Origin of the sequence: Burkholderia sp. 22PA0106, assembly GCF_047497155.1 — a bacterium.
GTDB lineage: Bacteria > Pseudomonadota > Gammaproteobacteria > Burkholderiales > Burkholderiaceae > Burkholderia.
Genome location: NZ_CP163162.1, coordinates 1,447,483 through 1,473,253, shown reverse-complemented (window position 1 = coordinate 1,473,253; position 25,771 = coordinate 1,447,483). Strand labels below are relative to the sequence as shown.

General features: G+C 65.3%; 26 protein-coding genes and 1 pseudogene. 16 read left to right on the top strand and 11 right to left on the bottom strand.

From position 1 onward, the window contains the following. Positions 1-73 precede the first annotated feature (73 nt). A protein-coding gene (locus AB4850_RS06405) for an IS3 family transposase (RefSeq protein ID WP_414441765.1) occupies positions 74-1,074 on the bottom strand; the annotation gives its coding sequence in 2 pieces (ribosomal slippage) (positions 74-813 and positions 813-1,074; 1,002 coding nt in all). 1,366 nt (positions 1,075-2,440) lie between these two features. Between AB4850_RS06405 and AB4850_RS06400 the strand changes: the two genes are divergently transcribed. Further along, entirely contained in the window at positions 2,441-3,817 is a 1,377-nt protein-coding gene (locus AB4850_RS06400; protein WP_414441764.1) for a glycoside hydrolase family 28 protein, read from the top strand. Here AB4850_RS06400 and AB4850_RS06395 read toward each other — a convergent pair. The 5 genes from AB4850_RS06395 to AB4850_RS06375 all read right to left on the bottom strand — a co-directional run bounded on the left by AB4850_RS06395 (position 3,814) and on the right by AB4850_RS06375 (position 6,244). Further along, positions 3,814-4,125 (bottom strand): hypothetical protein, encoded by a 312-nt coding sequence (locus AB4850_RS06395; protein ID WP_414441763.1) that lies wholly within the window; start codon positions 4,123-4,125, stop codon positions 3,814-3,816. The genes AB4850_RS06400 and AB4850_RS06395 overlap by 4 nt on opposite strands. A 212-nt stretch (positions 4,126-4,337) precedes the next feature. Then, the gene (locus tag AB4850_RS06390; protein WP_414441762.1) at positions 4,338-4,709 is read right to left on the bottom strand and encodes a type II toxin-antitoxin system VapC family toxin; all 372 of its coding nucleotides are present in this window, start codon (positions 4,707-4,709) and stop codon (positions 4,338-4,340) included. Further along, a complete protein-coding gene (locus AB4850_RS06385; protein WP_414441761.1) occupies positions 4,706-4,903 on the bottom strand; it encodes a type II toxin-antitoxin system VapB family antitoxin in 198 nt (65 codons plus the stop codon). Before AB4850_RS06385 ends, AB4850_RS06390 begins: the two co-directional genes overlap by 4 nt. Before the next feature lie 106 nt (positions 4,904-5,009). Further along, the gene (locus AB4850_RS06380; protein WP_414441760.1) at positions 5,010-5,693 is read right to left on the bottom strand and encodes a hypothetical protein; all 684 of its coding nucleotides are present in this window, start codon (positions 5,691-5,693) and stop codon (positions 5,010-5,012) included. 38 nt (positions 5,694-5,731) lie between these two features. Beyond that, complete coding sequence (locus tag AB4850_RS06375) at positions 5,732-6,244, bottom strand: hypothetical protein (protein ID WP_414441759.1); 513 nt, start codon at positions 6,242-6,244, stop codon at positions 5,732-5,734. Between the two features lie 174 nt (positions 6,245-6,418). On the opposite strand from AB4850_RS06375, the gene AB4850_RS06370 reads away from it, so the two are divergent. Beyond that, the gene (locus AB4850_RS06370) at positions 6,419-6,637 is read left to right on the top strand and encodes a DUF3820 family protein (protein WP_414441758.1); all 219 of its coding nucleotides are present in this window, start codon (positions 6,419-6,421) and stop codon (positions 6,635-6,637) included. A gap of 39 nt (positions 6,638-6,676) precedes the next feature. Here AB4850_RS06370 and AB4850_RS06365 read toward each other — a convergent pair whose 3' ends face one another. Further along, on the bottom strand, positions 6,677-7,579 hold the full coding sequence (locus AB4850_RS06365) for a LysR family transcriptional regulator (protein ID WP_414441757.1): 903 nt from the start codon (positions 7,577-7,579) through the stop codon (positions 6,677-6,679). A gap of 103 nt (positions 7,580-7,682) precedes the next feature. Between AB4850_RS06365 and AB4850_RS06360 the strand changes: the two genes are divergently transcribed. Together AB4850_RS06360 and AB4850_RS06355 are read left to right on the top strand one after the other, a co-directional pair. Further along, entirely contained in the window at positions 7,683-8,543 is an 861-nt protein-coding gene (locus AB4850_RS06360) for an inositol monophosphatase family protein (RefSeq protein ID WP_414441756.1), read from the top strand. Further along, positions 8,513-9,229, top strand: coding sequence for an NADPH-dependent F420 reductase (locus AB4850_RS06355; RefSeq protein ID WP_414441755.1), 717 nt, complete (start codon positions 8,513-8,515; stop codon positions 9,227-9,229). Before AB4850_RS06360 ends, AB4850_RS06355 begins: the two co-directional genes overlap by 31 nt. 54 nt (positions 9,230-9,283) lie before the next feature. Here AB4850_RS06355 and AB4850_RS06350 read toward each other — a convergent pair whose 3' ends face one another. Then, positions 9,284-10,027 carry an SDR family NAD(P)-dependent oxidoreductase gene (locus tag AB4850_RS06350; protein WP_414441754.1) on the bottom strand — a complete coding sequence of 248 codons (744 nt, stop codon included), beginning with the start codon at positions 10,025-10,027 and terminating at the stop codon, positions 9,284-9,286. A 312-nt stretch (positions 10,028-10,339) separates the two neighbouring features. Between AB4850_RS06350 and AB4850_RS06345 the strand changes: the two genes are divergently transcribed. Together AB4850_RS06345 and mctP are read left to right on the top strand one after the other, a co-directional pair. Further along, positions 10,340-10,552, top strand: coding sequence for a DUF3311 domain-containing protein (locus tag AB4850_RS06345; RefSeq protein ID WP_414441753.1), 213 nt, complete (start codon positions 10,340-10,342; stop codon positions 10,550-10,552). Beyond that, the gene (gene mctP / locus AB4850_RS06340; RefSeq protein WP_414441752.1) at positions 10,549-12,045 is read left to right on the top strand and encodes a monocarboxylate uptake permease MctP; all 1,497 of its coding nucleotides are present in this window, start codon (positions 10,549-10,551) and stop codon (positions 12,043-12,045) included. Before AB4850_RS06345 ends, mctP begins: the two co-directional genes overlap by 4 nt. Before the next feature lie 123 nt (positions 12,046-12,168). Here mctP and AB4850_RS06335 read toward each other — a convergent pair whose 3' ends face one another. Continuing rightward, on the bottom strand, positions 12,169-12,633 hold the full coding sequence (locus AB4850_RS06335) for a MarR family winged helix-turn-helix transcriptional regulator (RefSeq protein ID WP_414441751.1): 465 nt from the start codon (positions 12,631-12,633) through the stop codon (positions 12,169-12,171). Between the two features lie 200 nt (positions 12,634-12,833). Between AB4850_RS06335 and AB4850_RS06330 the strand changes: the two genes are divergently transcribed. The 7 genes and pseudogenes from AB4850_RS06330 (at position 12,834) to AB4850_RS06300 (ending at position 19,822) form a co-directional block, all read left to right on the top strand. Further along, complete coding sequence (locus tag AB4850_RS06330; protein ID WP_414441750.1) at positions 12,834-13,265, top strand: GNAT family N-acetyltransferase; 432 nt, start codon at positions 12,834-12,836, stop codon at positions 13,263-13,265. A 141-nt stretch (positions 13,266-13,406) separates the two neighbouring features. Then, positions 13,407-13,646, top strand: a pseudogene (locus AB4850_RS06325) (DUF3348 family protein); the annotation flags it as partial. Positions 13,647-13,756: 110 nt separating this feature from the next. Next, positions 13,757-14,293 (top strand): DUF3348 family protein, encoded by a 537-nt coding sequence (locus AB4850_RS06320; RefSeq protein ID WP_414441749.1) that lies wholly within the window; start codon positions 13,757-13,759, stop codon positions 14,291-14,293. Between the two features lie 9 nt (positions 14,294-14,302). Then, positions 14,303-17,449 (top strand): DUF802 domain-containing protein, encoded by a 3,147-nt coding sequence (locus tag AB4850_RS06315; RefSeq protein WP_414441748.1) that lies wholly within the window; start codon positions 14,303-14,305, stop codon positions 17,447-17,449. Continuing rightward, positions 17,446-18,120, top strand: coding sequence for an OmpA family protein (locus AB4850_RS06310; RefSeq protein ID WP_414441747.1), 675 nt, complete (start codon positions 17,446-17,448; stop codon positions 18,118-18,120). Before AB4850_RS06315 ends, AB4850_RS06310 begins: the two co-directional genes overlap by 4 nt. Before the next feature lies 1 nt (position 18,121). Further along, a complete protein-coding gene (locus AB4850_RS06305; RefSeq protein ID WP_414441746.1) occupies positions 18,122-18,739 on the top strand; it encodes a DUF2894 domain-containing protein in 618 nt (205 codons plus the stop codon). A 177-nt stretch (positions 18,740-18,916) separates the two neighbouring features. Beyond that, on the top strand, positions 18,917-19,822 hold the full coding sequence (locus AB4850_RS06300) for a LysR substrate-binding domain-containing protein (protein ID WP_414441745.1): 906 nt from the start codon (positions 18,917-18,919) through the stop codon (positions 19,820-19,822). Here AB4850_RS06300 and AB4850_RS06295 read toward each other — a convergent pair. After that, positions 19,813-20,463, bottom strand: coding sequence for a cupin domain-containing protein (locus AB4850_RS06295; protein WP_414441744.1), 651 nt, complete (start codon positions 20,461-20,463; stop codon positions 19,813-19,815). The two genes, AB4850_RS06300 and AB4850_RS06295, sit on opposite strands and share 10 nt — an antisense overlap. A 247-nt stretch (positions 20,464-20,710) precedes the next feature. Here AB4850_RS06295 and AB4850_RS06290 point away from each other — a divergent pair, with 247 nt between their 5' ends. Next, positions 20,711-21,619, top strand: a complete 909-nt coding sequence (locus AB4850_RS06290) for a DMT family transporter (RefSeq protein ID WP_414441743.1) — start codon at positions 20,711-20,713, stop codon at positions 21,617-21,619. 54 nt (positions 21,620-21,673) lie between these two features. Here AB4850_RS06290 and AB4850_RS06285 read toward each other — a convergent pair whose 3' ends face one another. Further along, positions 21,674-23,743: a spermidine synthase gene (locus tag AB4850_RS06285; protein WP_414441742.1), complete on the bottom strand. Its 2,070-nt coding sequence runs from the start codon at positions 23,741-23,743 to the stop codon at positions 21,674-21,676. A gap of 623 nt (positions 23,744-24,366) precedes the next feature. On the opposite strand from AB4850_RS06285, the gene AB4850_RS06280 reads away from it, so the two are divergent. Continuing rightward, entirely contained in the window at positions 24,367-24,960 is a 594-nt protein-coding gene (locus AB4850_RS06280) for a cytochrome b/b6 domain-containing protein (RefSeq protein ID WP_414441741.1), read from the top strand. Continuing rightward, positions 24,960-25,745, top strand: a complete 786-nt coding sequence (locus AB4850_RS06275) for a molybdopterin-dependent oxidoreductase (RefSeq protein ID WP_414441740.1) — start codon at positions 24,960-24,962, stop codon at positions 25,743-25,745. The genes AB4850_RS06280 and AB4850_RS06275 overlap by 1 nt, the downstream gene beginning before the upstream one ends. Positions 25,746-25,771 lie beyond the last annotated feature (26 nt).

The following is a 25,771-nucleotide window of genomic DNA, read 5'->3' as shown; positions in this document are numbered from 1 at the left end:
GCAGTTTGATCAAGCGTGTCGAACACCGCCTGACTCGGCATTCGCTCTGACCTCCCCCCGACCAGCCGAGCGCCTAGACTGGGAGGTTTCCGGCTTCAAGGCGTGCGAGCCGGAACTCGCACGGCGTCAGATCGCCCAGCGAACTGTGCGGTCTGAATTCGTTGTAATCCTGCCGCCAGTGCTCGATCTTTTCCCAGGCATCGTCCAGTGACAAGAACCCATGCACGTTCAAATATTCGTCCCGCAAGCTGCCGTTGAACGACTCGATAAACGCATTATCCGTGGGTTTGCCAGGGCGCGATTTCAGATGGTTCATCGTAGCGACGACATCGGCTGCCTTCAAGGCGTAATCGACCGTGATCGCCACGCTCTCCCGACTAAAATTATCGACCACAGTTAAGGCGCAGATTTTCTGCCCGTTGAACAGCTGATCGGCCACGAAGCCCATGCTCCAGCACGTGTTGACGGTAGAGATTTCCGGCCGCTCCATGCGGTGCGCGGCGGCCACGCGCCGGCGCGGCCGCTTGCGCCGCAAATTCAGCTTTTCCTCGCAGTAGATCCGATACGTCTTCTTGTGATTGATTAGCCAGCCTTCTCGTCGCAACAAGACGTGGATGCGCTCTACACCATATCGAATCCGGGTTTCGGCAATGTCCCGGATGCGCTGGCGTTCGGCGCGGTCGTCACGTGGATGAGGCTGATAAAAATACGTGGCCTGACGCAACTGCAATACGGCCGTCGCTCGCCGGATGCTCACGTGATAGGCCTGGATCAAGAAGTCAGCCAGCGCGCGTTTGCGCGCCGGCTTCATAGCTTTTTTTGCACCACCTCCTGCAGCATCTGCTTGTCCAGGCTGAGGTCCGCCACCATGCGCTTGACTCGGGCATTTTCCTCTTCCAGTTGCTTCAGGCGCCGTAGCTCGGACACGCCAAGGCCACCATACTTCTTTTTCCAGTCGTAGAAGGTGGCCTCCGAAATGCCCATCTTCCGGCACACCTCCGTGACCGTGGTGCCCAGTTCGGCCTGCTTCAACGCGAAGGCAATCTGCTCTTCCGTGCACCTCGATTTCTTCATGCAAACCTCCCGCCCGTCAGGGCTTCAAATTTGCCAGAAATCTCCAGTTTTAGCCGCTACGGTTTTTCGGAAGGAGGTCAAAGCCTTTTATGTCCGCACCGCCATCATCTTTCAGCCACATGTACGCGGGAATGGGCATGCCGACTTTCTCCTTCATTGAGTTGGAACGACATTCTGGCAAGCACCAAAACATCGAAACAATGAACTAAAAACCCAATGCGGCGCCCTGATACGAGGCAAGGAATTATCTGATTATTCTTTAGCCCACAAATCGGCAGCACGCAGCGCATATCTGGCACGCCGGCCGCGAGCCAGACGCGCGTACCTGCCTTCAGGCATTCCTGCCGGAACGCTTTGGCTCGCTCGGCAGACGAGCCGCGAATCTTTAGTCCTCTCCCGTTTTCGGATGCCGATGTCGTCAGGCGGAACGTACGAGCCGAAAATCGTACCGTTCCATGTGACTCAAGCACCTCGCAAGACATCTGACATCACATATTAAAACTCAATACCGAAGCTGGCTCAGTACCCTGTCGCCGCGCAATCAAACTCTGTCTCGATCCAAGAAATCTGAATAAAACGCTTAAATACAGGGCTTATTTCGATATTACAAACCGCTTTTCATAGGGTAGATACGGGCCTTGCTTTATTTTTCCATCATCCTATCATCGTGTCATCGTATGACATTAGATATCATCTCGCCATTGCCTCCCATCGACAAGATCACCACATATGCCGGAGACAGCAGTGACCACCCACGACTTCCAAACGCCATCCGGCGAATCGGATCCGCTCAAAATATTCAGGATCATGAAGCGAGAATTCCTTGGCTATGACGGGGCTCCGATGGGCAGCACGCTACTCGGCGCCTTCGGAGGCGAAGGCACCGATACGCCGGGAGTCGCTGGCGCCTGCGCCACGTCCCCCGACAGCGCCGCAATGACAGCAGGCTCGATCTGGATGCCTAACGATTGGGCCATTCATCACATCGCCTCATTGAATGGCATCGCACCGTCCTTCCGCCCCTGCCGTCGGCTTTCAGGTCGGGGCCTTTGGCGTGCAGCCCTGCTCCAGGGTCGCCCAGACCAGCGCCGATACCGACGCGAGTGCGCTGGGCCCGATCGGGCGCGAAACGTCAACGGCATCCCCTCATAGAACATCACGATCGAGGGCCGGCTCCACGACAACACGATCACCGACCTCGCTGATCCGCATGATCCGCACAAGTCGGTGTCACCGGGCAGTACCCAGGGTTCGAAGGGAATCCTGGCAGAGGTTCGACCCACCGTTGGCAGCGATTCATTGGCCGCCTGCTTGCGCGTGCGTGTCGAGCTTGATTTCCTCCGCCATTCAAAGACAAGGAAAAACGATGAAAAGGAATATCAGCATGCGCGCGGCACTGGCGCTGTCTACCTTCGCCGCGCTCACCGTGCAGGCATCGGCCAAGGCCGAGACCTGCACGCCCCAGTGGAGCAGTTCGGCCAGCAGCAATACCACCAACCTTCAGAATGCAATCAAGCAGTGCGCCGCCAGCGGTACCAGCAGCAGCCCGGGCCTGGTCGACCTGACCAGCAACAACGGCATCTCGACAGCAGTCATCACCAGCGTGAACCTGGCCAGCAACATCGTGTTGAAGCTGGAGAAGGGTTTCACATTGAAAGGCTCGCCCTCGCAGCCCGCCAGCGGCGCGATGCTTACCGGAAGCAATCTGAGCAATTTGACCATTACCGGCACCGGCGCGATCGATGGCGATGGTCAGGACTACTGGCCAGCGGCGGTCGGCCAAAACAACACGGACCGACCGAAGCTGATCGCGATCACCGGCTCGACCCTGCAAATCGGCTCGAACTTCACCGATGCCGGAAAATCGCAATCGATCGTCGCTTTTCCGAGTTCGTCCAATGCCACCGACAATGCGCTGATCATTCGCAATTCGCCGAAGGAACAGTTGGTGATCGAGTCCGGTTCCAAAAACGTCACGATCGACGGCGTGTGGATCTACGCAAACCCGAATCGCAATGCCAGCGGCAACGATCTCGCGCCGAATACCGACGCGATCGACATCATCGGCACCCAAACCGCGGCTGTCCGCAACTGCGTGCTGGACACTGGCGACGACGACATCGCTATCAAGTCCAACGCGGGCAGTGCGGCCACCTCGAACGTCACCATCGGCCATTGCGTGGTCGGCGGCGGTCATGGCATCTCGATCGGCGGCCAGGAAGCGGCCGGCACCACGCTGGCCAACCCTGGCGTCTCGCAGGTGACGATCGACACGGTGCAGTTCAGCGGTACCGACTTCGGCTACCGGATCAAGACCGACCAGACTGTCAAGGACAGCGGCGCAACCACCGGCATCACCTATCGGAACACCTGCATGCGCAACGTCCAGCAGCCGTTCCTGTTCACCTACGCCTACGCATCGGGCACCGGCGGCAACCTGCCGATCATCGCCAACGTCAATATCGACAACGTGATCGCCACCGCCACCAAGCAGCAAGGCGCCATCGTCGGGCTCTCGAACAGCCTGATGGGCCAACCGGCAACGGGCGACACGGGAATCCGCATCACCAATAGCCAGATCAGCGGCGGCAGCGCCTTCTCGGTGACAAACGGAGAATTGCAACTGGGCAGCAAAAGCAGCCTGACCACCTCGATCGGCTCGAACGGCCGGGTGGTGTCGATCACCGACAGCGGCCCGACCCTGTCCTGTCCGAGCAGTATCACGATCCCGGCGCAGCTCTAACCCGGATTGTGAAAGAACGGCCAGCAGCGCTCGACATAATCGCAATCGAACATAGTAAATAGCGAGCGCTTACGGTAAGCATTCTGGTGCCCGGCGCGATGGTCATCGCGCCGGCACTGATAGCGGCCGCCGTGATCATGATCGATCGAAGTCGACAAGCGGCTGGCCATCACCACCATACAGCCGCATTTGCCCGCTGCCGGGATATTGGCACCGCTTACCGTGATCGACAGCGAAACACCGGGGCATCTACGATCAGATCCCACTTTGTCGAGCTCAGCGATTTCCAGTAAAAATCGTGATTCCACGCCTGCGCGGGGTTGTGGAATACGCCTTCGAGATCGCCCTGGCCGTGCGATTCGAAGTAGACCCGATGAGGCTTTCCAACGAGAGCGGCACGAGCACCCGCCTATCGAAAACGGCCAATATCAACGTCTTATTCCATACCTATCAGTCGCTTCTGACCAGTCCGTGGGCCACCGGTGCTGAAGCGAAGCGGACCGCCGGCGTTTCCCGCCAGCTAGTGCCTCAGCACTGCGCCGAGGTTAAGTTCGTCAGCCACTTTCCTCAAGCGTTTGTCACGCGTCCAGATGACGACACCAGGTTTCAGACGCGCCGAGGCCAATAACGACGTGTCCACATATCCGATTCCGCGATTGAACAAACCTTCACGCTCGATCAGGTAGAACGTTTCATCCGGAGTGGCAACGGGCGCAGTCGGCAAATCCCGTAGCGCACCAAGCACGACTTCGCGGTTACGCAAACTGCCGAGTGCAATTTCCCCGACCACATAGGGGTGAATCAACACGCGCTCCTCGGCGAGCAGCTCAACCAGCATGGGATCGGTCGCATTGATGTGATCGATCCAGACCGACGTGTCGCCGAGGATCATTTGTCGTCCAGCCGCCGACGCGGTGCGCTCTTGATACCCGGTTGGCTTCCTCCAAGATTTGCGAGCCGCTTTGCGGCCTCACGCTGGATCAAGGCCTTCAGTGCTTCACGCACGAGCGCGGATTTTTCTTCCACGCCCGTATAGGCCTGGGCCTTGGCGACCAAGTCGTCGTCAAGCGTAATGGTGGTACGCACAGAAACCTCCTTTTTCTCAAGGCACCATTAATAGCATCGTTTGATGCCAATTGAAGTGCCTGACCGACGCCGGCTGACGCCACGGCCCGTCCATGTGCAGCCCGAATCAACGCCCCGCCTTCAACCGCCGCAGGATCTCCTCACGCTCGGCCTTCAAGACATGATCGTCCTGGTCGCCGCGCGCGTAGCGCCGCACGGTGCGATACGAAAACACTTTCCGGTACTGATGAACGCCCGGATCAAACGTCCAGCCGTCGACGCCGAACACATGCTGACCGAAGTGATCCTCGCCGTCGCCCCAGATGAAATCGGCGCGGATGAACACCGGATACGGCGAAACCTCGGGCACGTTCCACATCGCGCGGTCGGCGATATCGGTGGCCGTCACCTCGGGCATCAGGTTCTCGATCCTGCCATCGGCCGCGTGGCGCAGCACGGCCACGCGTTCGAGCATGCCGCTGCCGCCGCCCGAGAACATGCCCGAGAAAAACACCCACGAGCCGCCACCGGCCAGCGGCAAACGCTCCGATCGCGGGTTGAGCGCGAATTGATAGCGATCCTTCGCGTCGCCCGGGATCGGGCTGGACGGCATTTCGAAGCACGGGTTTTTGTCGGGCAGCACGCAAAGTGTCACGCCCGAAAGCGGCGTGTCGTTGGCGTCGAGCCGGCCTTCCTTCTGGGCGAAGCGCGGGAATGCGGTTTCGGAGGACCAGGCCGGAGCGCCGGCGGTTGCGACAACGATCGTGGCAACACTCAGGACTGCGACGAACGCGCGGGAAAGCAGCTTCATCTTGATGTCGATAATCGAATGTTGGCGGCCGTTCCGGCTCATTTCAATTCGCTGTCCTTGCAATTCGACTCCAGATCGCCGTCGAAATATTCGTACAGATGCACGAGCAATTTATTGTCGCCGGCGCGACGCCCCAGATAATGCATGCCCTCCGACGAAGCGCAAATCGAGAAATTCAGGTGCGAGCCGTCTTCCAGAATGCCTTGCGGATGCGCGCCCTGCCTGATCATCTTCACGTTGCCGGCAATGCCGAAGCCGGCGCTGTCGGCCGACAACGCGCCGCCCGGCGTCAGCGCATAGGCCGTGACCGGGCGGTCGCGCAGGCTGTCGAGCACCTGGCGATTCGCCTGTTTGGCCGGGCCGGAAATTTCGCCGCAGCACTGGATGACGCCTCGGCCGTCATCGCTCAGGACTTGAACGCGCGTGCCCTTCGGCAATACCGGATTGACGGAGTAATACACGCCGCCATCCACCACGCCGACTTGCTGCGCTTCGGCAATACCGGAAAACAAAAACATCGCCGTGAGAAACAAGGCTCGCTGGATTGACATGGAGGGCGGCTCGTCGAGGTTATCGGGGTGAATGGCATTTTACGCGGCGAGATTATCGACGATGGGTGTTGCGCTGTCGATTTCATCGAAACGGCTTGCCGGAAACGTATTCAACGCAAGCAATGCGCGCTGCCGCAACCGCGCCACACCGGAAATCCATGCACAATACGTCCCATGCAAACGCCCGACCTCGAACGCCTCGTCACCCTGACCATGCCCTTCGGCAAATTCAAAGGCCGGATTCTCGCCGACCTGCCCGGGCATTATCTGAACTGGTTCGCCCGCGAAGGGTTTCCGCCGGGCGAAATCGGCCGGCTGCTCGCGTTGATGCAGGAGATCGACCATAACGGCTTGAAGAGCTTGCTGGACCCGTTGCGCAAGCCGCCGCGTTGACGCCGCATCCAAAACCAGCCCGGTAAAAGCGGGCGCGCGTCATCCCCGCAACATCTCCCCCGTCACCGCCGCCACCCTCTCGCGCAACCACGCATGCGCCCGGTCTCCCTCGTATCGCCCATGCCATGACGCCACCACCGGCAAGGCCGACACGGGCACCGGCATCGGCCGCGTCACCAGCCCGAGCGAGCCCGCCAGCGCGGCGCAGCCGTGCGTCGGCACCACCACCAGCAAGTCCGACGCGCCGACCATGCACAGCGCAGCCGCTGCCGTGGGCGCCGACGCCACCACCCGGCGCGCCAGCGCCTGCGCGGCCAGCACATCGTCCACCGGATCGCGCAGCCGCCCGCGACGCGACACGATGATGTGCTCCGCACTCGCGTAACGGCGTGCGGTGAGCCGGCCACCCGCCAACGGATGCCCGGCCCGCATCGCGACGACCATCGTGTCGTGGCCGAGCACTTCGTGGTGAATCTCCGCCTGAGCGGGAATCGCTGCGCCGATGTGCAGATCGATCTGCCCTTGCCGCCATTCCGGCGCATCGGTCGACGCCTCGGCCAGCACGCGCAGGCTGGCGTGCGGCGCGGCCTCGCGCAGGCGCGCCAGCAGCGCCGGGCCCAACGTGCAGGCGAGCGCGTCGTGACACTGGATCACGAAGCTGCGCGTCAGTTTCGACACGTCGAAATGGCGTTGCTGCGCCAGCACCGCCTGCGCGCGCGCCACGATCGCGTGCACCTCTTCGCGAACCGATTCCGCATACGGCGTGGGCGTCATCGCACGGCCGGCGCGCACCAGGATCGGGTCGCCCGTCATGTGTCGGATGCGGTCGAGCGTCCGGCTCATCGCCGGCGAACTGACATGCATGCGCGCCGCCGCGCCGCCGACGCTGCCTTCGTCGAGCAAGGCGTCGAGCGCCACCAGCAGGTTCATATCGAGTTGCATTTGAGTTAACTCATCGGTAACGACAATTGATTTGATGTTAATCACTCGCTACCGAAAAATGAAGCCTGTTCGCGCTGATGCGCATTCAGGAGTGCAACCGGATATGACTACTCAGGACCCCAAGCGATACATCGCGGGCCAGCTTGCCGCGCAAGCCGTCACGACGGCCGGCGACGGCGCGCTGCTGGCCGCGACCGTTGCCGCCGTGCGCGTGGCAGGCGACGCAATGCTGCGCCACTTCGACCCGCAAACCCGCACGCCGGACACGCTGCCCGGCGTAATCGAGGCGATCCACGCCAACGACGCCATCTCGCTCGCCGTGTTGCGCCCGCTGCTGACGCAGGCCCGCCCCGCCGCGCGCTGGGTCGAGGACGAGCTCGAAGGCGGCGCGCTGCCCGACGGCGAATGGTGGCTCGTCGATCCCGTCGAGGGCAATATCAACCATGTGCACGGCCTGGCGGAATGGGGCGTCAGCGCCACGCTGATACGCGACAACGTGCCAATGCTCACGGCGATCCACGAGCCGGTTGCCGGGCGGCTCTACACGGCGGTTCGCGGCAGCGGCGTGGCGTACGCCGACGGCGTGCCGATGCGCGCGTCCACCCGGACCGAACTGCGCGCCGCCCTCGTCACGACCGGCCAGGCCAAGCCTGGCGAAAGCGACGCCACCCACCGCCGCATCGGCGCATCGATCACGGCAATGCTGCGCCGGGCGCTGGTGGTGCGCATGAGCGTGCCCGCCACGTTCCCGCTCGTGCAGGTCGCCGCCGGCCGGATCGACGGCTTCTGGCAGCACAGCAACGTGCGCTCGGGGCAAGCGGCCGGCGCGCTGTTGATCGGCGAGGCGGGCGGCGTGGTGACCGACCTGCGCGGCCAGCCGTGGACGCTCGCGAGCGACGATTTCCTGGCCTGCGCGCCCGGCATTCATGGCGAATGCATCGACGCGTTGCGCGACGTGGCCTGACGCGCCACACCCTATCGATCAACCGATTTCCAATCAATCAGGATACCTCTATGAATCTCGGCATTCTCGGCGCGGGACGCGTCGGCACCTCGCTCGCGCAAGCGCTCGTCGATCGAGGCCATCACGTCACCGTCGGCCATCGCAACCCGCAAGCCGGATCGGCGCGCTGGCGCGGGCCGGCCGTTCATCACGCAACGCTGGACGAGGCGGCCAGCACGTCGCGCATCGTCATCAACGCGCTGCCCGGCCATGTCGCGCTGGAATGCCTGAGCGCGCTGGGCGACGCGTTGAAGGGCAGCATCCTGCTCGACCTCGCGAACGCCACCGAGCGCCTGCCGGACGGCATGCCCGGCGGGCTGCTCTACGCGGGCAGCAGCCTGGGTGAACAGTTGCAGGCCGCGCTGCCCGGCACGCAGGTGGTCAAGACGCTGAATACGATGCACGTCAGCGTCATGACGGCGCCGGGTGCGCTGGCGATACCGCCGAAGGCATTTCTGAGCGGCAACGACGGCGAGGCCAAGGAGGAAGTGGCGCGGCTGTTGATCGAACTGGGCTGGCCGGCGCACGATATGCTCGATCTCGGGGCGATCGAATCGGCGCGCGCGACGGAAGCGATGATGCTGATGGTGCCGCATCTCGTTCGCGCGTCGGGGTTCAAGCCGTTCGCGTTGACGGTGGCGAGTTGAGTTGAGGCGACGCGGCGCCTGACCGGTTCATCGGGCGCCGCGATCCATCGACCTTTACGTCAAGTTCAGCCCGCCATCCGACATCACGATCTCCCCCGTCAAGTAATCCGAAGCAACCAGCCACGCCACCGCCTGCGCGATATCGTCCGGGCTGGCCGCCCGCCGCATCGGCGCCTTCTCGCGCCAAAGCTGCTGGGCCTGCGTCCAATCCGCCGTCAGCGGCGTATCCACCAACCCGGGCGCGACGGCATTGACGCGAATGTCGGGCGCCAGCGACACCGCCAGCAAGCGCGTCACGTGATTGAGCGCGGCCTTGCTCGCCGCGTACGGGATCGACGCCCCCTTGGGCCGCACGCCCGCATGCGAGCTGACGTTCACCACGCAGCCGGGCCGCCCACGCGCGGCGGTCGCCTTCAGCGCCGCCTGCGCCTCGGTGATCAACCGGAACGGCGCCACCACGTTGATCTCATGCAGTTCCTGCCAGACCTCCGGCGTGGCCGCCGCCAGATCGGCATGCGCAATCACGCGGCTGATGCCGGCGTTGTTGATCAGCACGTCGAGCCGGCCCCACACGGCCACCGCCTCGCGCACCAGCCGGATGCGATCGGCGTCGTCGGCCAGGTCGGCCTGCACATAGGCGGCCGAGCCGAGCTCGCGCGCCAGCGCCTGCCCCACCTCGACCGAGTTGCGCGAATGCAGGACAACTGAAAATCCATCCTTTGAAAGCCGGCGGGCAATGGCCGCACCGATCCCCGATGTCGAACCGGTAATCAATGCAACGGGCTGCGAAGTAGTCATGGCGATATCGATCGATTGAGCCGGGATGATTTTTACCCGGTGAAAAGAGAATGATTGGCTGGCAAGGCAACGTGCGTAACGCTCGGCTGTACTGCGGATTCCTAACTGGTCCGACCGGTCCGTCAAAACAATGAAATTGATTCGTAAGGATTAACGCCTTATTCAAAAGCAATTTGAAAGGAAGTCATTCCAATTTGTCCGAAGCCGACAACGCCGGTCGTTTCCTACTGCAACCTATCTCATAATGGCTCACAATCGAGCCGCTTTATCCAATAACCCGATACGAAGCCCACCACACAGGAGGAGAGACCGATGGCAGACAGCCCTCAGGACGATGCACGCAAACGGAAACCGCTATGGGTCTGGGTCGCGCTGCTGATTCCGTATGTCGCGCTTTTATGGCTGCCGTTCTATAACTACGGCCAGCCGTCGTTTGCAGGCCTGCCGATGTTCTACTGGTATCAATTGCTGTGGATTCCGGTTACGTCCGTGTTGTTGTATCTGGTCTACCGGAGTGAAAAATGAACGACGGCTATTCGATCGATCCGGTGGCGATGACCGTCTTCATCGCGTTTTTCGCACTCGTCACGGTGCTCGGTTTCGTCGCGGCGCGCTGGCGGCGCGGCGACCTCACGCAACTGCATGAATGGGGCCTCGGCGGCCGCCAGTTCGGCACGGTGGTGTCGTGGTTCCTGGTGGGCGGCGATTTCTACACCGCCTACACGGTGATCGCGGTGCCGGCGCTGGTGTACGCGGTGGGCGCCTACGGCTTCTTCGCGCTGCCCTACACGATCGTGGTCTATCCGTTCGTGTTCGCGGTCATGCCGAAGCTCTGGAAGATCGCGCACGCGAAAGGCCACATCACGGCGGCCGACTACGTGCACGGCGAATTCGGCGGCAAGTGGCTGCCGGCGGCGGTGGCGATCACCGGCATCGTCGCGACGATGCCCTACATCGCGCTGCAACTGGTGGGCATGCAGGTGGTGATCAAGGGCCTCGGCGTGTCGGGCGAGCTGCCGCTGATCATCGCGTTCCTGATCCTCGCGCTCTACACCTACACGAGCGGCCTGCGCGCCCCGGCGATGATCGCCTTCGTGAAGGACATCATGATCTACATCGTGGTGATCGCGGCGGTCTGCCTGATCCCGGTGAAGCTCGGCGGCTATGCGCACGTGTTCGAACTGGCCGACGCGCACTTCGCGGCCAAGGGCGGCGCGACCGGCATCCTGCTCAAGCCGACCCAGTTCACGGCGTATGCCTCGCTCGCGCTCGGCTCGGCGCTGGCCGCGTTCATGTATCCGCACACCATGACGGGCGTGCTGGCCTCGGGTTCAGCCGCGACCGTCAAGAAGAACGCGATCTTCCTGCCGGCCTACACGGTGCTGCTGGGCCTGATCGCGCTGCTCGGCTACATGGCGATCGCCGCGGACATCCACGTCAAGTCGCCCACCGATGTGGTGCCGGCGCTGTTCCACACGCTGTTCCCGTCGTGGTTCGTCGGCTTCGCCGCCGCCGCGATCGCGATCAGCGCGCTGGTGCCGGCCGCCATCATGTCGATCGGCGCGGCGAACCTGTTCACGCGCAACCTGTGGCGCCCGCTGGTGTCGCCGAATCAATCGGCGGCCGGCGAGGCCTCGACGGCGAAGCTGGTGTCGCTGCTCGTGAAGTTCGGTGCGCTGCTGTTCATCGTCGCGGCGCCGACGCAGTACGCCATCGAGCTGCAACTGCTGGGCGGCATCTGGATCCTGCAGATCCTGCCGGCCGTGGTGTTCTCGCTGTACACGCGCCGCCTCAGCGCGACCGGCCTGCTGATCGGCTGGCTGGTGGGGATCGTGCTGGGCACCGCGCTGTCGGTCTCGCAAGGCCTGAAGCCGGTGTACACGCTGCACGTCGGTTCGGGTTCCTACACGTTCTATATCGGCCTGATCGCGCTGGTGGTGAACATCGTCGTGACGCTGGTGATCTCGACGCTGACTTCGGCCAACCGTCCGCAGGCGGGCCGCGGCGCGGCAGTCTGAGGGTTGCCGGCCGCCCCGTGCTGTAAGGCGGGGCGGCCATAACCGGCGCTGATGCTTGCGCCCGCAACCGGTTGAGCGCCGCCTGCCTTCAGACGGCACTCAACCGGACGTCAAGCCATCTCTTCAATCGTCGTTCCGCACCGACGCCACCAGCCGGTCCCGCAAGCGCGCCACGGCCTGCTGCGTGGCGTCGCTTTCCTCGGCCGACAGGCCGGTCGCATCGGCCACACTCACCTTCCCCAGCGTTTCGCGCAACTGCCGGCCTTGCGGCGTCAGGCTGATCAGCACCTGCCGCTCGTCGTGCTGCGCGCGCTGCCGCGCCAGATAACCGAGCGCCTCGAGCTTCTTGAGGATCGGCGTCAGCGTGTTCGATTCGAGGTAGAGGCGCTCGCCGAGCTGGCCGACCGTCTGCGCCTCGCCCTCGGAGGCCGCCACCAGCGTGATGTACTGCGTGTAGGTCAGCCCGAGCGCGTCGAGCCGCGGCTTGTACGCCTTGCCGAAGGCCAGGTTGGCCGAGTACACGGCGAAGCAGAGAAAATCGGCGAGCTGCCGGGGGGTGGCGGGGTCGGCCGGGTCCGGACGGGTCATGAAACCTCGTGGCGATGCCTGATTGCGAGCGGCGGATTGTATAGCGGCATGCCGACAGGCATATGTCAGACGGCCAGCCTGCGGATCGCGCGACTGCTCCGGGCTGTTGTCAGGCATGCGCCGGTCCGCTATACCTGCCGTCTCGCGTGGCGAACCGGGCGCCCGGCCCGCCGTGCCTCCCTTCTCCGGATCGAACGACCATGACCCATACCTATACGTTGACCGACCAAGCGGACGAGGCCGTTCGCAAGCGCATCGTCGAGCCGCTCGTGCAATACAACGTGAATGCCACCGGCGCGCCGGCCGGGCATCGCCCGCTCGTCGTCGCGCTGCGCGACGCGGACGGCGAGATCGTGGGCGGCCTGTGGGGCATGACGGGCTACGAATGGCTGTTCACGCAGTTGCTGGTGGTGCCGGAAGCGGCGCGCGGCGGCGGCGTGGGCACGCGCCTCATGCGGCTCGCGGAACAGGAAGCCGTGGCGCGCGGCTGCCGTCACGCCTGGCTGGACACCTTCAGCTTCCAGGCGCGGCCGTTCTACGAACGGCTCGGCTACACCTGTTTCGCCGAGCTGCCCGACTATCCCACCGGCTTTTCGCGCTACTTCATGAAGAAGGCACTCGGTGCCGCCTGACGGCCCGCGCGCCTTGCCAGTGGCGCATCCGACGCCCCTTGCCGCACCTTCCGCGAGGCCCGGTTGCACGCCTCGTCCGCCAAAACCGCGTGCCGAGCCGCGCCGTTGTGTAAACTGCTGCCTTTTTTTCTGATTCGCCGCATGTTGCCCACCTCGCCGCGCACTTCACTGAACGCGCCGGCCATCATCCGACTCCTGATGCGTCTCGGCCAGCCCGACGTGCCGCGTACCGCGCTGCCGTTGCCCGACCGACTCAGCGAATGGGTCGGCTGGACCGACGCGATCGCGCTCTCCTCCGTGCTGGCCGCCCCCGCGCCCGCCGCGGTGGCCGGCTTGCGCACGCAGGGCGGCGACGAGGCGGCGCGCTGCCTGGACCTGCGCTCGGCGCTGTCGAAGGCGATCGCCAACGACGCCTTGCTCGCCCCCGCGCGCGCGCCGCGCCACGGCCGCCCGGGGGAGGCTTTGCCCCGCCCCCGCCGCAGGCCGCGCGTTTGCCGGATCTCATCGGCCCGGACGCCGATTTCGCGCTCTATCGTCAGTGCTGCCTCGGCTTGCAGCAGAAGATGGAGAGCGACATCGGCGACCTGCGCGCGAAATTGCGCGGCCGGCTGGCGGCGCAATCGCCGGCGCTGGCACGGCTGGCCGCGCTCGACGCCACCATGGAGCGCGCGCTGGCCGCGCGCGAACGCAGCCTGTTCGGCGCGGTGCCGGGGTTGCTCGGTCAGTATTTCGAGCGGCTGCGCGCGGCTGCCAAGGCGGAAGCGGCCGAAGCGGAGGCTCGGGTGCAGGCGGAAGCGGTTGCGGCAGAGGCGCAAGCGCAAGCGCAAGCAGAAGCCCCGAACACCGCAACCGCCCCCCCAAGCGCACACGCAGCCGCCGCCGTCCGGCCCCGCATCGCCCCCGGCCCCGCGCCGGCCGACACCTGGCTCGACACGTTCCGCAAGGATATGCAGAGCGTCCTGCTCGCCGAACTGGATGTCCGGTTCCAACCGGTCGGAGGGCTGCTCGCGGCCCTTCGCGCCCGCTAATTTCCATCTATGTCCCGACTTCGCATCGATCTCGTCGTATTTCTCGCCGGCCTGGCCGTGGTGGCCTGGATCGGCGCCGGCTACGTGAGCGCCAATCCGCTCGCGCTGGCCGTCACGCTCCTGATCGCCGCCTTCTACGCGGGCGGCGCGTTCGAGCTGCACCGCTACCGCCAGGCCACGGCGAGCCTGACGCGCGCCTGCGCCACGCAGGCCGAGCCGGCCTCGTTGGCTGCTTGGCTCGAACCACTCGCGCCGGGCCTGCGCGGCGCGGTGCGCGCCCGCGTCGAGGGCGAGCGCGCGGCCCTGCCCGCGCCGGCGCTGACGCCCTACCTGGTCGGCCTGCTGGTGCTGCTCGGCATGCTCGGCACGCTGCTCGGGATGGTGGCGACGCTGCGCGGCACCAGCGCGGCACTCGACGGCGCGACCGGCCTCGACGCGATCCGCAACGCGCTGTACGCGCCGATCCGCGGTCTCGGCTTCGCGTTCGGCACCTCGATCGCGGGCGTCGCCACCTCGGCGATGCTCGGTCTGCTGTCGGCGCTGTGCCGCCGCGAGCGGCTCGATGCCGTGCAGCAACTCGACGCGTTGAGCGCCACCGTGCTGCGCCCGTTCTCGCACGCGCACCGCCGCGAGGCCGGCTTCGCGCTGATGCAGCGCCAGGCCGACGCGATGCCGGCGCTGGTCGACAAGCTCGAAACGCTGATCGCGGCCATCGAACGCCAGGGCGCGACGGCCGGCGACCGCCAGCTCGCCGGGCAACAGGCCTTCCTCGACAAAGCCGAAGCCAGCCACGCGCGCCTCGCGGCGACGCTCGGCGAGGCGCTCAAATCGAGCGCGGCGGAAAGCGCGCGCGCGGCGGGATCGGCGATCGCGCCGGTGGTCGATGCCGCGATGGCCGGCCTCGCACGCGAAAGCGCCGCGCTGCACGGCACGCTGACGCAGGCGGTGGAACGCCAACTGGACGGCCTGAACCGTGGCTTCGAGGCCAGCACGGCCCGCGTGGCCGGGCTCTGGACCGACGCACTGGCCGAACAACGCCGCGCCGGCGACGCGCTGGCGGGCGACCTGCGCGGCGCGCTCGACAGCTTCAACGCCAGCTTCGAGGCCCGCTCGGCCACGCTGCTGCGGGATGTCGACAGCCGTCAGGCCGCCGCCGCCGAAGCCGCGTCGCAAACCTGGCAGGACGCGCTGGCGCGTCACGAACAATCGGGCGAGAAACTCGCCGACGACAACCGCCAGGCGCTCGCCTCGGCCGCCGCGACGTTCGAAACGCACGCCGCCGCGCTGCTGCGCGAGTTGCACGGCACGCAGCAGGAACTGCAAGGCCAGCTCGCCGCGCGCGACGAAACGCGTCTCGCGGCCTGGACCGGCTCGCTGGAAGCCGTCGGCACGACGCTGCGCGAGCAATGGCAAGCCTCGAACGCGGCCGCGCAGCAGCAGCAGGCCGAGATCTGCGCGACGCTGGAGCGCACGGCCGGCAGCATCGCCGCGCAGACCGAAGCGCAAACCGGCCGCGCGCTCGGCGAGATCGCACGCGCCGCCGAATCAGCCTCGGCTGCCTGGGAAGCGGCCAGCACGCAGGCCGCGCAACGCCAGCAGGCCGTGGTCGAGGCGCTGGCGGCCACCGCGCAAGACGTGGCCGCGCGCACCGAAACGCAGGCCACCGCCACCGCCACCGAAATCGCGCGGCTCGCGGCGGCCTCGTCGGCGGCCTGGCAGACGGCCAGCACGCAGGCGGCCGAGCGTCAGCAGACGATCTGCGACGCGCTAGCCAGGACGGCCAACGAGATTTCCGTGCAGACCGCCGCGCAGGCCAGCGGTACGGTAGCGGAAATCGCGCGCGCCGCCGAAGCGAACGCCACCGCATGGCAGGCCGCTTCGACGCAGGCCGCCGAGCGCCAGCAGGCCATTTGCGACGCGCTCGCCAAGACCGCCGACAGCATCGCTACGCAGACCGAAGCACATGCCAGCGGCACGATCGCCGAAATCGCCCGCGCCGCCGAAGCGAACGCTACCGCGTGGCAAGCCGCTTCGACGCAGGCCGCCGAACGTCAGCAAACCATTTGCGACGCGCTTGCCAAGACCGCAAACAGCATCGCTACGCAGACCGAAGCACATGCCAGCGGCACCATCGCCGAAATCGCGCGAGCCGCCGAAGCGAACGCCGCCGCGTGGCAAGCCGCTTCGACGCAGGCCGCCGAACGTCAGCAAACCATTTGCGACGCGCTGACGAACACGGCCAACGGCATCGCTACGCACGCCGAAGCACACGCCAGCGGCACGATCGCCGAAATCGCCCGCGCCGCCGAAGCACACGCCGCCGCGTGGCAAGCCAGCGCAGCGCAGGCCGCCGAGCATCAACAACGCATCTGCACCGCGCTCGAACACGCGGCCGGCGAAATCGCCACGCATGCCGAAGCACACGCCAGCGGCACCATCACCGAAATCGCCCGCGCCGCCGAAGCGAACGCCACCGCCTGGCAAGCCGCCTCGACACACGCCGCCGAGCGCCAGCAAGCGATCTGCGACGCGCTCGCGCAAGCCGCCACCGCCATCGCCGCGCAAACCGAAACCCACGCCCGCGACACCTTCGCCGAAATCTCGCGCCTCGTCGAAGCAGCCGCCGAAGCGCCGCGCGCCGCCGCCGACGTGGTCGCGGAGCTGCGTCAGAAGCTGTCCGAGAGCATGGTGCAGGACACCGCGATGCTCGAGGAACGCGGCCGCCTGCTCTCGACCGTCGCTACCCTGCTCGACGCCGTCAGCCACGCCAGCAACGAGCAACGCGGCGCGATCGATGCGCTGGTATCCACCTCGTCCGACCTGCTCGACCGTGTCGGCACGCGCTTCGACCGGCAGGTCGAGACGGGCGCGCAGGCGCTTGAAGGCGTGTCCGCGCAAGTCACGGGCAGCGCCGTCGAAATGGCCAGCCTCGCCGAAGCGTTCGGTCAGGCCGTGGCCGGCTTCGGCGAATCGAACGACAAGCTGATGGCGCAACTGCAGCGCATCGAAGGCGCGCTCGACAAGTCGCTCGCGCGCAGCGACGAGCAACTGGCCTACTACGTCGCGCAGGCCAAGGACGTGATCGATCTGAGCCTGATGTCGCAGCAGCAGATCGTCGAGAACCTGCAACGCCTCGACGGAGCGAAGCCGGCATGAACGACGATATCGACGGCGGCCTCGACGCGGGCGTGCCCGTCTGGGCCGCGTTCGGCGACCTGATGGCCGCGCTGCTCGGCGCGTTCGTGCTGATCCTGGTGGGCGTGATCGGCATGCAGCTCGAAGCGTCGTCGCGGCTGGCCGACGAGGTCAAGCAGCGGCAGGTGGAAACGCAGCGCCGCAAGACGCTCGAACAGGCGCTGGCCGGCCCGCTCGCGGCCGGCCGCGTGACGCTGGTGGACGGCCGCATCGGGATCGCGGGCAACGTGCTGTTCGCCGTGAATTCGGATCAGTTGCAGCCGGCCGGCCGCGACCTGCTGCGTAGCCTCGCCGGGCCGCTGACCGCCTACCTGCATGATCGCGACCAGATCCTGATGGTCAGCGGCTTCGCCGACGATCAGCAGGTGCGCGCCGGCAATCACCGCTTCGCCGACAACTGGGAGCTGTCCGCCGAGCGCGCGCTGACCGTCACGCGCGCGTTCATCGATGCGGGCGTGCCCGCGCCGTCGGTGTTCGCGGCGGCGTTCGGTTCGGAGCAGCCGGTCGGCTCCAATGCCGATGAAACGGGCCGCGCCAAGAACCGCCGCGTCGAGATCGCGGCGGTGCCGCGCCCGACCAGTTCGGTGACGGCCACGGCGGCAAGCGCCACCTCCGCCGCCGTGGCGCACTGACATGCGCCACGCTTCCGACGACCTGCCGCAAGACGCCGCCCGCGCCCGCCTCGACGCCTGGCGAGCCGATGGTTGCGACCGCATCGATCCGCTGCGCTTCGGCCTGATCGATGCGCTGCATCGCCGCGCCAACGTGCACAGCGGCGCGGCGCGGCGCGTGATCGACACACGCCTGCACGCGCTGCTGGAAGACTACGCGGCACGCATCGAACAGGCACGCGACACGGCGTCGAACCAAGCGCCCGCCGCCCCGCTGCCCAGCCCGTTCGCCGCGCTCAGTCTCGACAAGGCCCGCACGACCCGCAGCGCGCCGCCCGCCGCCGTACTCGATTATTTCCGCGAGCTCTGGTCGAAACTGAGCGCCGACCGCCAGGTGCAGGTCTCGCTCGACAGCGTGCCGAAGAACGCCGGCCCGCTCAATTCGAGCAGCCTCGTGCACCGCGCGCTGCTGCAGATGCGCGACATCTCGCCGGACTACCTGCGTCACTTCCTCGGCTACGCGGAAACACTGTCCTGGCTCGACGATCTGCAACGCGGCGACCCGGCCACGACCGCCGCCAAGGAAGCGCCGCGCGCCGCCGCGGCCAAGAAGCCGAAACGCACGCGCGCGGCACGCTGACGCCAACCCGGCATCGAGCGCTGCTTACTTCGTGATGGATCGAGGCCCGCGGCGAAGTATGCCCGTTTCGCGTGAACGAGCGCCACGTCCGCCGCATCGCCACAAACAGTGGCCCATGCGGCGAAGCGAATCCGTGCCACACTGGCGGCCGCGTTCGCCACTCTCCCCGCCCTTGCCATGCCCGACCTGCGCAACCTGACCTTCGAGCACCTGCTCAACTACATCGCCGTGGTGGAAACCGGTTCGTTCACGCGGGCGGCCGAGCGGCGCGGCATCGGCAAGACCTCCGTCAGCGAGAGCATCCAGCGCCTCGAACAGCAGTTGCAGGCCAGCCTGATCGTGCGCACCACCCGGCGCGTGAGCGTGACCGAAGCCGGCGAGGCGTTCTTCGAAACGTGCCGGGAAATCATGCGGCTCGCCGACGAGGCCGTGTCGATCGCCAGCCCGTCGCCGGACGACCTGAGCGGCACGCTGCGGGTGGCGTCGTCCGTCGAATACAGCGCGATCGTGCTCGCACCGGTGCTGGCACGGCTGCGGCAGGCGCACCCCAGGCTGCGCGTCGCCATGGTGTCGGCCGACCGCTTGATCGACCTGATCGAGGAAGGCGTGGACGTGGCGATTCGCTTGGGGGAACTGAACGATTCGAGCCATCGCGCGGTGGCCATCGGCCATTACACGAAGTGGCTCGTCGCCAGCCCCGGGTTCGTCGCGAGCCATGCGCTCCCCGACGACCTGCGCGATGCCGCCGAACTGCCGTTCGTGGCGCTGTCGGTGCTGCATCACCCCGCGCGCTTCACGATGCACCGCCACGGCAGCGCCACCGACACCTGCGAGATCGCGTTTTCCGCCGGGCTGCAGGCCGATACCGTCTACGCGTGCCGCTCGGCCGTGAGCGAAGGCGCGGGCTTGGCCGTGCTGCCCGATTTCTCGGTGCGAGCCGATCTGGCCGCCGGCCGGCTCGTGCGTCTGTATCCGGAATGGGCCACCGCGCGCTCGGCGATCCACGCGCTGCTGCCGCCCGGCAAGCACACCGCGCCGAAGGTCCGTGCGCTGATCGACTTGCTCAAGGCCGATCAGGCCTGATTCGCCGGGCCTGCCGGGTCCTTCGCATCGGGCAGATGCCCGTGGCGCAGCAGGATCACGGCCGGCTCGTCGGCGAATGGCGCGTGCTCCGCACCCGGGTGCAGGCGCAGCCAGGTGCCGGCCGGATGATGTCGCTCGCCGTCGCGCAGCACCCCGCTCAACACGAACATTTCCTCCCCGCTCGGGTGCGCATGCGCGCGGGTGCGCGCCTGCGGCTGCCATGCCACGAGGCTGACATGATGACGGCCGCCCGCGAGCGGCGCGATGCGCATGCGCGGGTTGACGCCGCCGTGCCAGACCCGCCCCGTCGACGTCCGCAGCAAGAGTTGGCACAACGCATCGCATGCCTGACGATAGAGCAGCACGCGCGCGCCGCCCTCGCCCGCGCGCACCACCGTGTCACGGCAACGCGTCAGGAAATCGCCCGTGGCGAGACGCTGGCCGTCGGCCATCACTTCGCCCTGCAAAACAAAAAGATCGTGACGCAGCCCGGCGTCGAGCGTGTGCGCCGCGCCGGGGCCGAGATCGAGCACGCCGCTCCAGCGCGGCGCGTCGGCGTCGCTCAGATGCGTGATCGCGCACGGTGCATGCGGCGCGGTCGAGAGGTCGATCCAGGCGTGTTCGATCAGTGAAATGGACATGGGTGTCGCTCCCTGCGGTGCATCGGTTCGAGACATCGGCAACCGGACGGTTGCCTGCCGGGGCCAGTGTGCGCAATCGCGGCGCGGGCAGGAAGCCGGCCGGGCGGCGCAACAGAATCCGGGCGAACCGTACAATCTCGCGCGCATTGTCCGGCCCGGACGGATTCTGTTTCGGCGCGGGCTCCGTTTATCGCGGGCGGCCTGACCCGGACAATGAATCCCGTCCATTCGATCCAGGAGCCTGCTCATGACGCCGTCCGCTGCCTTGCCCGCCCAACGCAAACCGGTTTCGTCGGCCCGGGCGACCGGCGCCGTCGCGTTCACGATCCTGTCGTGGGCTTCGGCCTTCCCGTTCATCCGGATCGGGCTGCACGGCCTCGCGCCGATGCAGCTTGCCGCCGCGCGCTTCGCCACGGCCGCCGTGCTCGTCATCGTGTGGCTCTGCTACCGGCGCCCGACCCGGCCGTCGCTGCGCGATGCCGCGTGGTTTCTGGTGTCCGGCTTTCTCGGCATCGCCAGTTACAACGCACTGCTGAACACCGCCGAGCTGACCGTCGCGCCGGGTGCGGCCGCGTTCATCATGAGCACCTCGCCGATCTTCACGGCGATTCTCGCCACGCTGTTCCTGCGCGAGAAATTCAACCGCTGGGGCTGGATCGGCTCGCTGTTCAGCTTCGCCGGGATCGGCGTGATCGCCTGGGGCCAGCCGGGCGGCCTCGTGCCGGGCAGCGGCGCGACGCTGATCCTGCTGGCCGCGCTGGCATCGGCCGGCTACTTCGTGTTGCAGCGGCGCCTGATTCCCGTCTACGGCGCGCTGCCGAGCACCGCCTACACGCTGCTGGCCGGCGCGCTGCTGCTGTCGCCGTGGCTGCCCGGTGCGATCGGCTCGCTCGCCGCGCCGGCCGCGTCGCCGGGCACGCTGGGCGCGGTGCTGGTGCTGGGGGTGTTTCCGGCGGCGCTCGGGTATGCGAGCTGGACGGTCGGGCTGGGGTATTTCGGTGCGGCTCGGGCGTCGAGCTTTCTTTATCTGGTGCCGGCCGCGGCGACAGTGCTGTCGATGGGGATGACGGGGGAACGGCCGGGGGTGGCGACGTTGGTGGGGGGTGGGATGGCGATTTTGGGGGTGGCTTTCGTGGCTTGGCGGGGGCGGGGGTGAGGAGCCGGGCCATAACCCGGCAATCAAGACTTGGCGGACTTGTCCGAAAACGCGTCAATCAGTCTTTCTCTTCAATACCGAATAGAGACTGCTGTAATCGTCCGTCCAGGGCTTGAATCCGTCCGGCAACTCGATCTGTTTCGCATTCCCCAGGAATTGATTCCGCGAGAAGTTATCCGCCCGATCCGAAACGAGCACCCAAATCGATTTCAACTCGCCCTTCCCGTCATTTGAGTCGCCCACTTCGGATTTCACGACCCTCGCCTCCTTTCCATAGAACGCCGCATTGAGCTTGACGATCGGAGCGAGGTCCAAATAATGGTTCGTCACATGCACGGCCAGCATGCCACCGGGCTTGAGGTTCTGAAAATATATGGCGAATGCCTCCCGGGTCAGCAGGTGAACAGGAATCGCGTCGCCTGAAAAGGCATCGACCACCAGCAAATCGAACTGCTGAGGGCGTTCCTGCGCCAACGTCTGACGCGCATCCCCGGATGCGATGGAAACATGCGCTGGGGAGTCCGAAAGAAAGCTGAATTCCGAACGGGCAATGCGAATGTCGAGCGGATTGATTTCATAGAATCGGTAATCGTCACCCGCACGACCGTAGGCCGCCAGCGTACCGGCACCCAGTCCAATCACGCCCACGTGTTGAGGCTGCGCTGTCCGGTTGGCGAGGATCGCCATGCCAACGCCGGAATGTTCGCCGTAATAGGTCGTCGGCCACGCTCGGCGGTCGGCCGCCAAATACTGCTCGCCATGAACGATCAACCCGTTGGACAGCACCCGTTTAGCTTGCTCGCCGCTGCCATGATCACTGACGGCCAGCGTCCCGTAAAAATTCCGGACGGAAAGCCTGGTGCTTGCGAGTCTCAAAACCGTGCCGTAATACAGGCTCGCAATCAGGATGGCAACCACGACGGTCATGGTCGCCAGCCCCAGCCAAGCCACCGGTCCAGCCGATTTATTCGGCCCTTTCGTCATGCCTCGATAGGTGACGATCAGCGCGAGGACAGCCATCGCGCCCATCCCCAGCGGCAGTTCGTGATCGCCATTGAAAAAACTCGGCGCGATGAATACCGCGAACACGCCTCCCATCGCGCCGCCAACCGACAGCGCAAGGTAGAACGACGTCAGATAGCGTGGATGCGGCTTTAGCCTGGCGAGTTCTCCGTGAGCAATCATGCAGCCAAAGAACAGCCCCGCGCTAAACAAGACGATTGGCAGGAACAGCGAGTCCCGAGATAGAAATCCGAGAAACCCTGCCGTCATTCCGACCAATGCGAGAATCAGAAGAAAGACGCAGAGGCTCCGCCGGTACCACATCCGCCCTTCAAAACACAAGATGAAACTCAACAGGTAAAGCCCAAGCGGCAACACCCATAAAAGTGGAATGGGCGCCACGTTGCGAGTCAGGTAGCTGGTGACCGCCATTAACAGCACCGAGGGGCATACGGCCATCAGGGTCCATATAACCAACATCCTGGCGCGTGGCCGCTCGACCGCATCATCGGCCGATGGCGTCGGCTCTTTTTGTTCCGTACGCGATGCCCTGAGCGCCAGGGTTCCGCACACCAGCGTGAACACGACATAGGAGGCGGACCACCCGATCGTTTGAAGATGCAACGGCAACCACGGTTCGAAAACGATCGGATAACTGAGCAAGCCCAGCATCGATCCGACGTTGGAAAGTGCAAACAGGCGGTAAGGCACCACACGTAACTTCTCTCGGCCGAACCACGCCTGCACCAACGGCCCCGTTGTCGAAAGCATGAAATACGGCAAGCCGATACTCATGGTCAGCAGGCCGACGATGGTCAAGGCGGGATTGCCGTTCGCCGCCGTTATCCCGTGCATGACCGGCTTGATCGGAAGCAGCGCCAGGCTCACGACAAGAAGCAGGACATGCACGAGCACTTGCCGCCTGGCGGTCAGGAAACGGATCGTCAGATGCGAATACAGATAACCCAAGACGAGCAGTACCTGAAAAAAAAGCAGGCAGGTACTCCATACGGCCGCCGACCCGCCAAAGCCGGGGAGGATGATTTTTCCGACCAGGGGTTCTACTTGAAATAATAGAAAGGCACTCAGCGTGATGGTGCAGGCGTACAGAAAGGTAATCATCTTCTAACGTATTTTTATCGAATCCGTTTCGCTTTCTACCGGAACCTTTCGAAAATTTCGATATTGTGAGCTACGTCGATCGAGCGGAATGTCCGTCATTCTGCACAGAAACATTCATACGGTATACCGCGCGATGAATTGAACGTTGAATCCTCTGGAAGCGAGGCGGGCGGCGCGTGGGCGGGTGTGGTCTGACGGATTGTCAGGGAATGAAACGACAAGAAAATGACCTGCAGCGACCATTTCGAAAAAAGCAGCCGAGCGCTCCGGGCCGGACGTAGCCCCAAAAACCACCGCAAATAAAAAAAGACCCGGTCATCGACCGGGTCCAAGAGAGCTGCGCCGTTTCGATGGATGGCCGCCGTAGTCCAACTGGCCATCCCTCTCCGCTAACACGACTCCCACCGTTACAGTGCGTACATCGCGGGCGATTATGGGCTGCCGATGCTTAAGCCACACTTAAAAAGCGCCGAAGCCCCCGCCGAACACCCCACCCCACCCCGTATCGGACATTCGACCGATACCGCCACGCCGCCCCACACGCGATCCTGATGCCATCGACGGCACGTTGCCGCGCAAACATCGGCGCCCTCGCAGCCTCGGGCGCCGATCGCGAGACTATCTTGAACATCACAACGATTCATCCCGGCTGGGTCCGCGCGTTCCACTGGATCAACGCCTTATCGGTCGTGCTCATGTGCATGAGCGGCTGGCAGGTGTACAACGCGTCGCCCCTCTTCGGCGCCATCCACTTCCCCGCCGCCATCACGCTGGGCGGCTGGCTCGGCGGCGCGCTGCAATGGCACTTCGCGGTGATGTGGCTGCTGGTGGCCAACTTCGCGGCGTATCTGGTGCTGGGCACGTTGACCGGGCGGCTGCGCCGCATGCTGTTGCCGCTGAACCCGCGCGCGGTCGCCACCGACCTGCTGGCCGCCCTGCGCGGCAAGCTCGGCCACGCCGACCTGCGCCGCTACAACGCGGTGCAGAAGCTCGCCTATCTGCTCGTGATCGCCGATATCGCGCTCGTGATCCTGTCGGGCCTGACGATCTGGAAGCCGGTTCAGTTTCCGCTGCTGCGAACGCTGATGGGCGGCTACGACAACGCGCGCATCGTGCATTTCGTGGCGATGAGCGGGCTGGCGGCATTCTTCGTCATCCATATCGTCATGGTCGCGCTGGTGCCGCGCTCGCTGCTGACGATGATCCGGGGCCGCTGATGATCCGCACGAAAGGCACGACACAACCGGCGCCCACGCTCGACGCGGCCTCCATCGTCAAGGACGCGCGCAACGAATTGACGTCCGAATCGCGACGCCTGTTCGGCAAGCGAATCCTGAGCCTCGGCGGCCTCGCGCTGCTGACGGGCTGCAACCCGACCGACGGCGCGTCGATCGAAGCGATGCTGCGCAAGGTGTCCACGCTCAACGACCGGGCGCAGGCGCTGCTGTTCGACCCGAGCAAGCTCGCGCCGACCTACCCCGATTCGATGATCACGCGGCCGTTCCCGTTCAACGCGTTCTACGACATCGATCAGGTGCCCGACGTGGATGCGGCCAGCTACCGGCTCGAACTGACGGGCTTGGTGAAAGGCCAGCGCAACTGGACGCTGCGCGAGCTGAACGCGCTGCCGCAACACAGCCAGGTCACGCGCCATATCTGCATCGAAGGCTGGAGCGCGATCGGCAAATGGGGCGGCGTGCGCTTCGCCGATTTCCTGCTGCTGGCCGGCGCGGACACCACGGCGAAATACGTGGCGCTGCACTGTGCCGACAACTATTGGACCAGCATCGACATGCCCACGGCGCTGCATCCGCAAACGCAGCTCACGCTGTCCTACGACGGCCAGGTGCTGCCGGCCAAGTATGGATTCCCGATGAAATTGCGGATGCCGACCAAGCTCGGCTACAAGAACGCGAAACACATCGTCGGCATCACGATCACCAATGAATTTCCCGGCGGTTACTGGGAAAACCAGGGCTACAACTGGTTCGGCGGGTCCTGACACGCCCGCCGCCAGCCTTTTCAATC

What these genes read in the sequence shown, in the direction of transcription:
- AB4850_RS06400 (WP_414441764.1), top strand. Translation starts at nt 2,441, where the DNA reads ATGAAAAGGAATATCAGCATGCGCGCGGCACTGGCGCTGTCTACCTTC.
- AB4850_RS06390 (WP_414441762.1), bottom strand. Translation starts at nt 4,709, where the DNA reads ATGATCCTCGGCGACACGTCGGTCTGGATCGATCACATCAATGCGACC.
- AB4850_RS06380 (WP_414441760.1), bottom strand. Translation starts at nt 5,693, where the DNA reads ATGAAGCTGCTTTCCCGCGCGTTCGTCGCAGTCCTGAGTGTTGCCACG.
- AB4850_RS06375 (WP_414441759.1), bottom strand. Translation starts at nt 6,244, where the DNA reads ATGTCAATCCAGCGAGCCTTGTTTCTCACGGCGATGTTTTTGTTTTCC.
- AB4850_RS06370 (WP_414441758.1), top strand. Translation starts at nt 6,419, where the DNA reads ATGCAAACGCCCGACCTCGAACGCCTCGTCACCCTGACCATGCCCTTC.
- AB4850_RS06365 (WP_414441757.1), bottom strand. Translation starts at nt 7,579, where the DNA reads ATGCAACTCGATATGAACCTGCTGGTGGCGCTCGACGCCTTGCTCGAC.
- AB4850_RS06360 (WP_414441756.1), top strand. Translation starts at nt 7,683, where the DNA reads ATGACTACTCAGGACCCCAAGCGATACATCGCGGGCCAGCTTGCCGCG.
- AB4850_RS06355 (WP_414441755.1), top strand. Translation starts at nt 8,513, where the DNA reads ATGCATCGACGCGTTGCGCGACGTGGCCTGACGCGCCACACCCTATCG.
- AB4850_RS06350 (WP_414441754.1), bottom strand. Translation starts at nt 10,027, where the DNA reads ATGACTACTTCGCAGCCCGTTGCATTGATTACCGGTTCGACATCGGGG.
- AB4850_RS06345 (WP_414441753.1), top strand. Translation starts at nt 10,340, where the DNA reads ATGGCAGACAGCCCTCAGGACGATGCACGCAAACGGAAACCGCTATGG.
- mctP (WP_414441752.1), top strand. Translation starts at nt 10,549, where the DNA reads ATGAACGACGGCTATTCGATCGATCCGGTGGCGATGACCGTCTTCATC.
- AB4850_RS06335 (WP_414441751.1), bottom strand. Translation starts at nt 12,633, where the DNA reads ATGACCCGTCCGGACCCGGCCGACCCCGCCACCCCCCGGCAGCTCGCC.
- AB4850_RS06330 (WP_414441750.1), top strand. Translation starts at nt 12,834, where the DNA reads ATGACCCATACCTATACGTTGACCGACCAAGCGGACGAGGCCGTTCGC.
- AB4850_RS06315 (WP_414441748.1), top strand. Translation starts at nt 14,303, where the DNA reads ATGTCCCGACTTCGCATCGATCTCGTCGTATTTCTCGCCGGCCTGGCC.
- AB4850_RS06310 (WP_414441747.1), top strand. Translation starts at nt 17,446, where the DNA reads ATGAACGACGATATCGACGGCGGCCTCGACGCGGGCGTGCCCGTCTGG.
- AB4850_RS06305 (WP_414441746.1), top strand. Translation starts at nt 18,122, where the DNA reads ATGCGCCACGCTTCCGACGACCTGCCGCAAGACGCCGCCCGCGCCCGC.
- AB4850_RS06300 (WP_414441745.1), top strand. Translation starts at nt 18,917, where the DNA reads ATGCCCGACCTGCGCAACCTGACCTTCGAGCACCTGCTCAACTACATC.
- AB4850_RS06295 (WP_414441744.1), bottom strand. Translation starts at nt 20,463, where the DNA reads ATGTCCATTTCACTGATCGAACACGCCTGGATCGACCTCTCGACCGCG.
- AB4850_RS06290 (WP_414441743.1), top strand. Translation starts at nt 20,711, where the DNA reads ATGACGCCGTCCGCTGCCTTGCCCGCCCAACGCAAACCGGTTTCGTCG.
- AB4850_RS06285 (WP_414441742.1), bottom strand. Translation starts at nt 23,743, where the DNA reads ATGATTACCTTTCTGTACGCCTGCACCATCACGCTGAGTGCCTTTCTA.
- AB4850_RS06275 (WP_414441740.1), top strand. Translation starts at nt 24,960, where the DNA reads ATGATCCGCACGAAAGGCACGACACAACCGGCGCCCACGCTCGACGCG.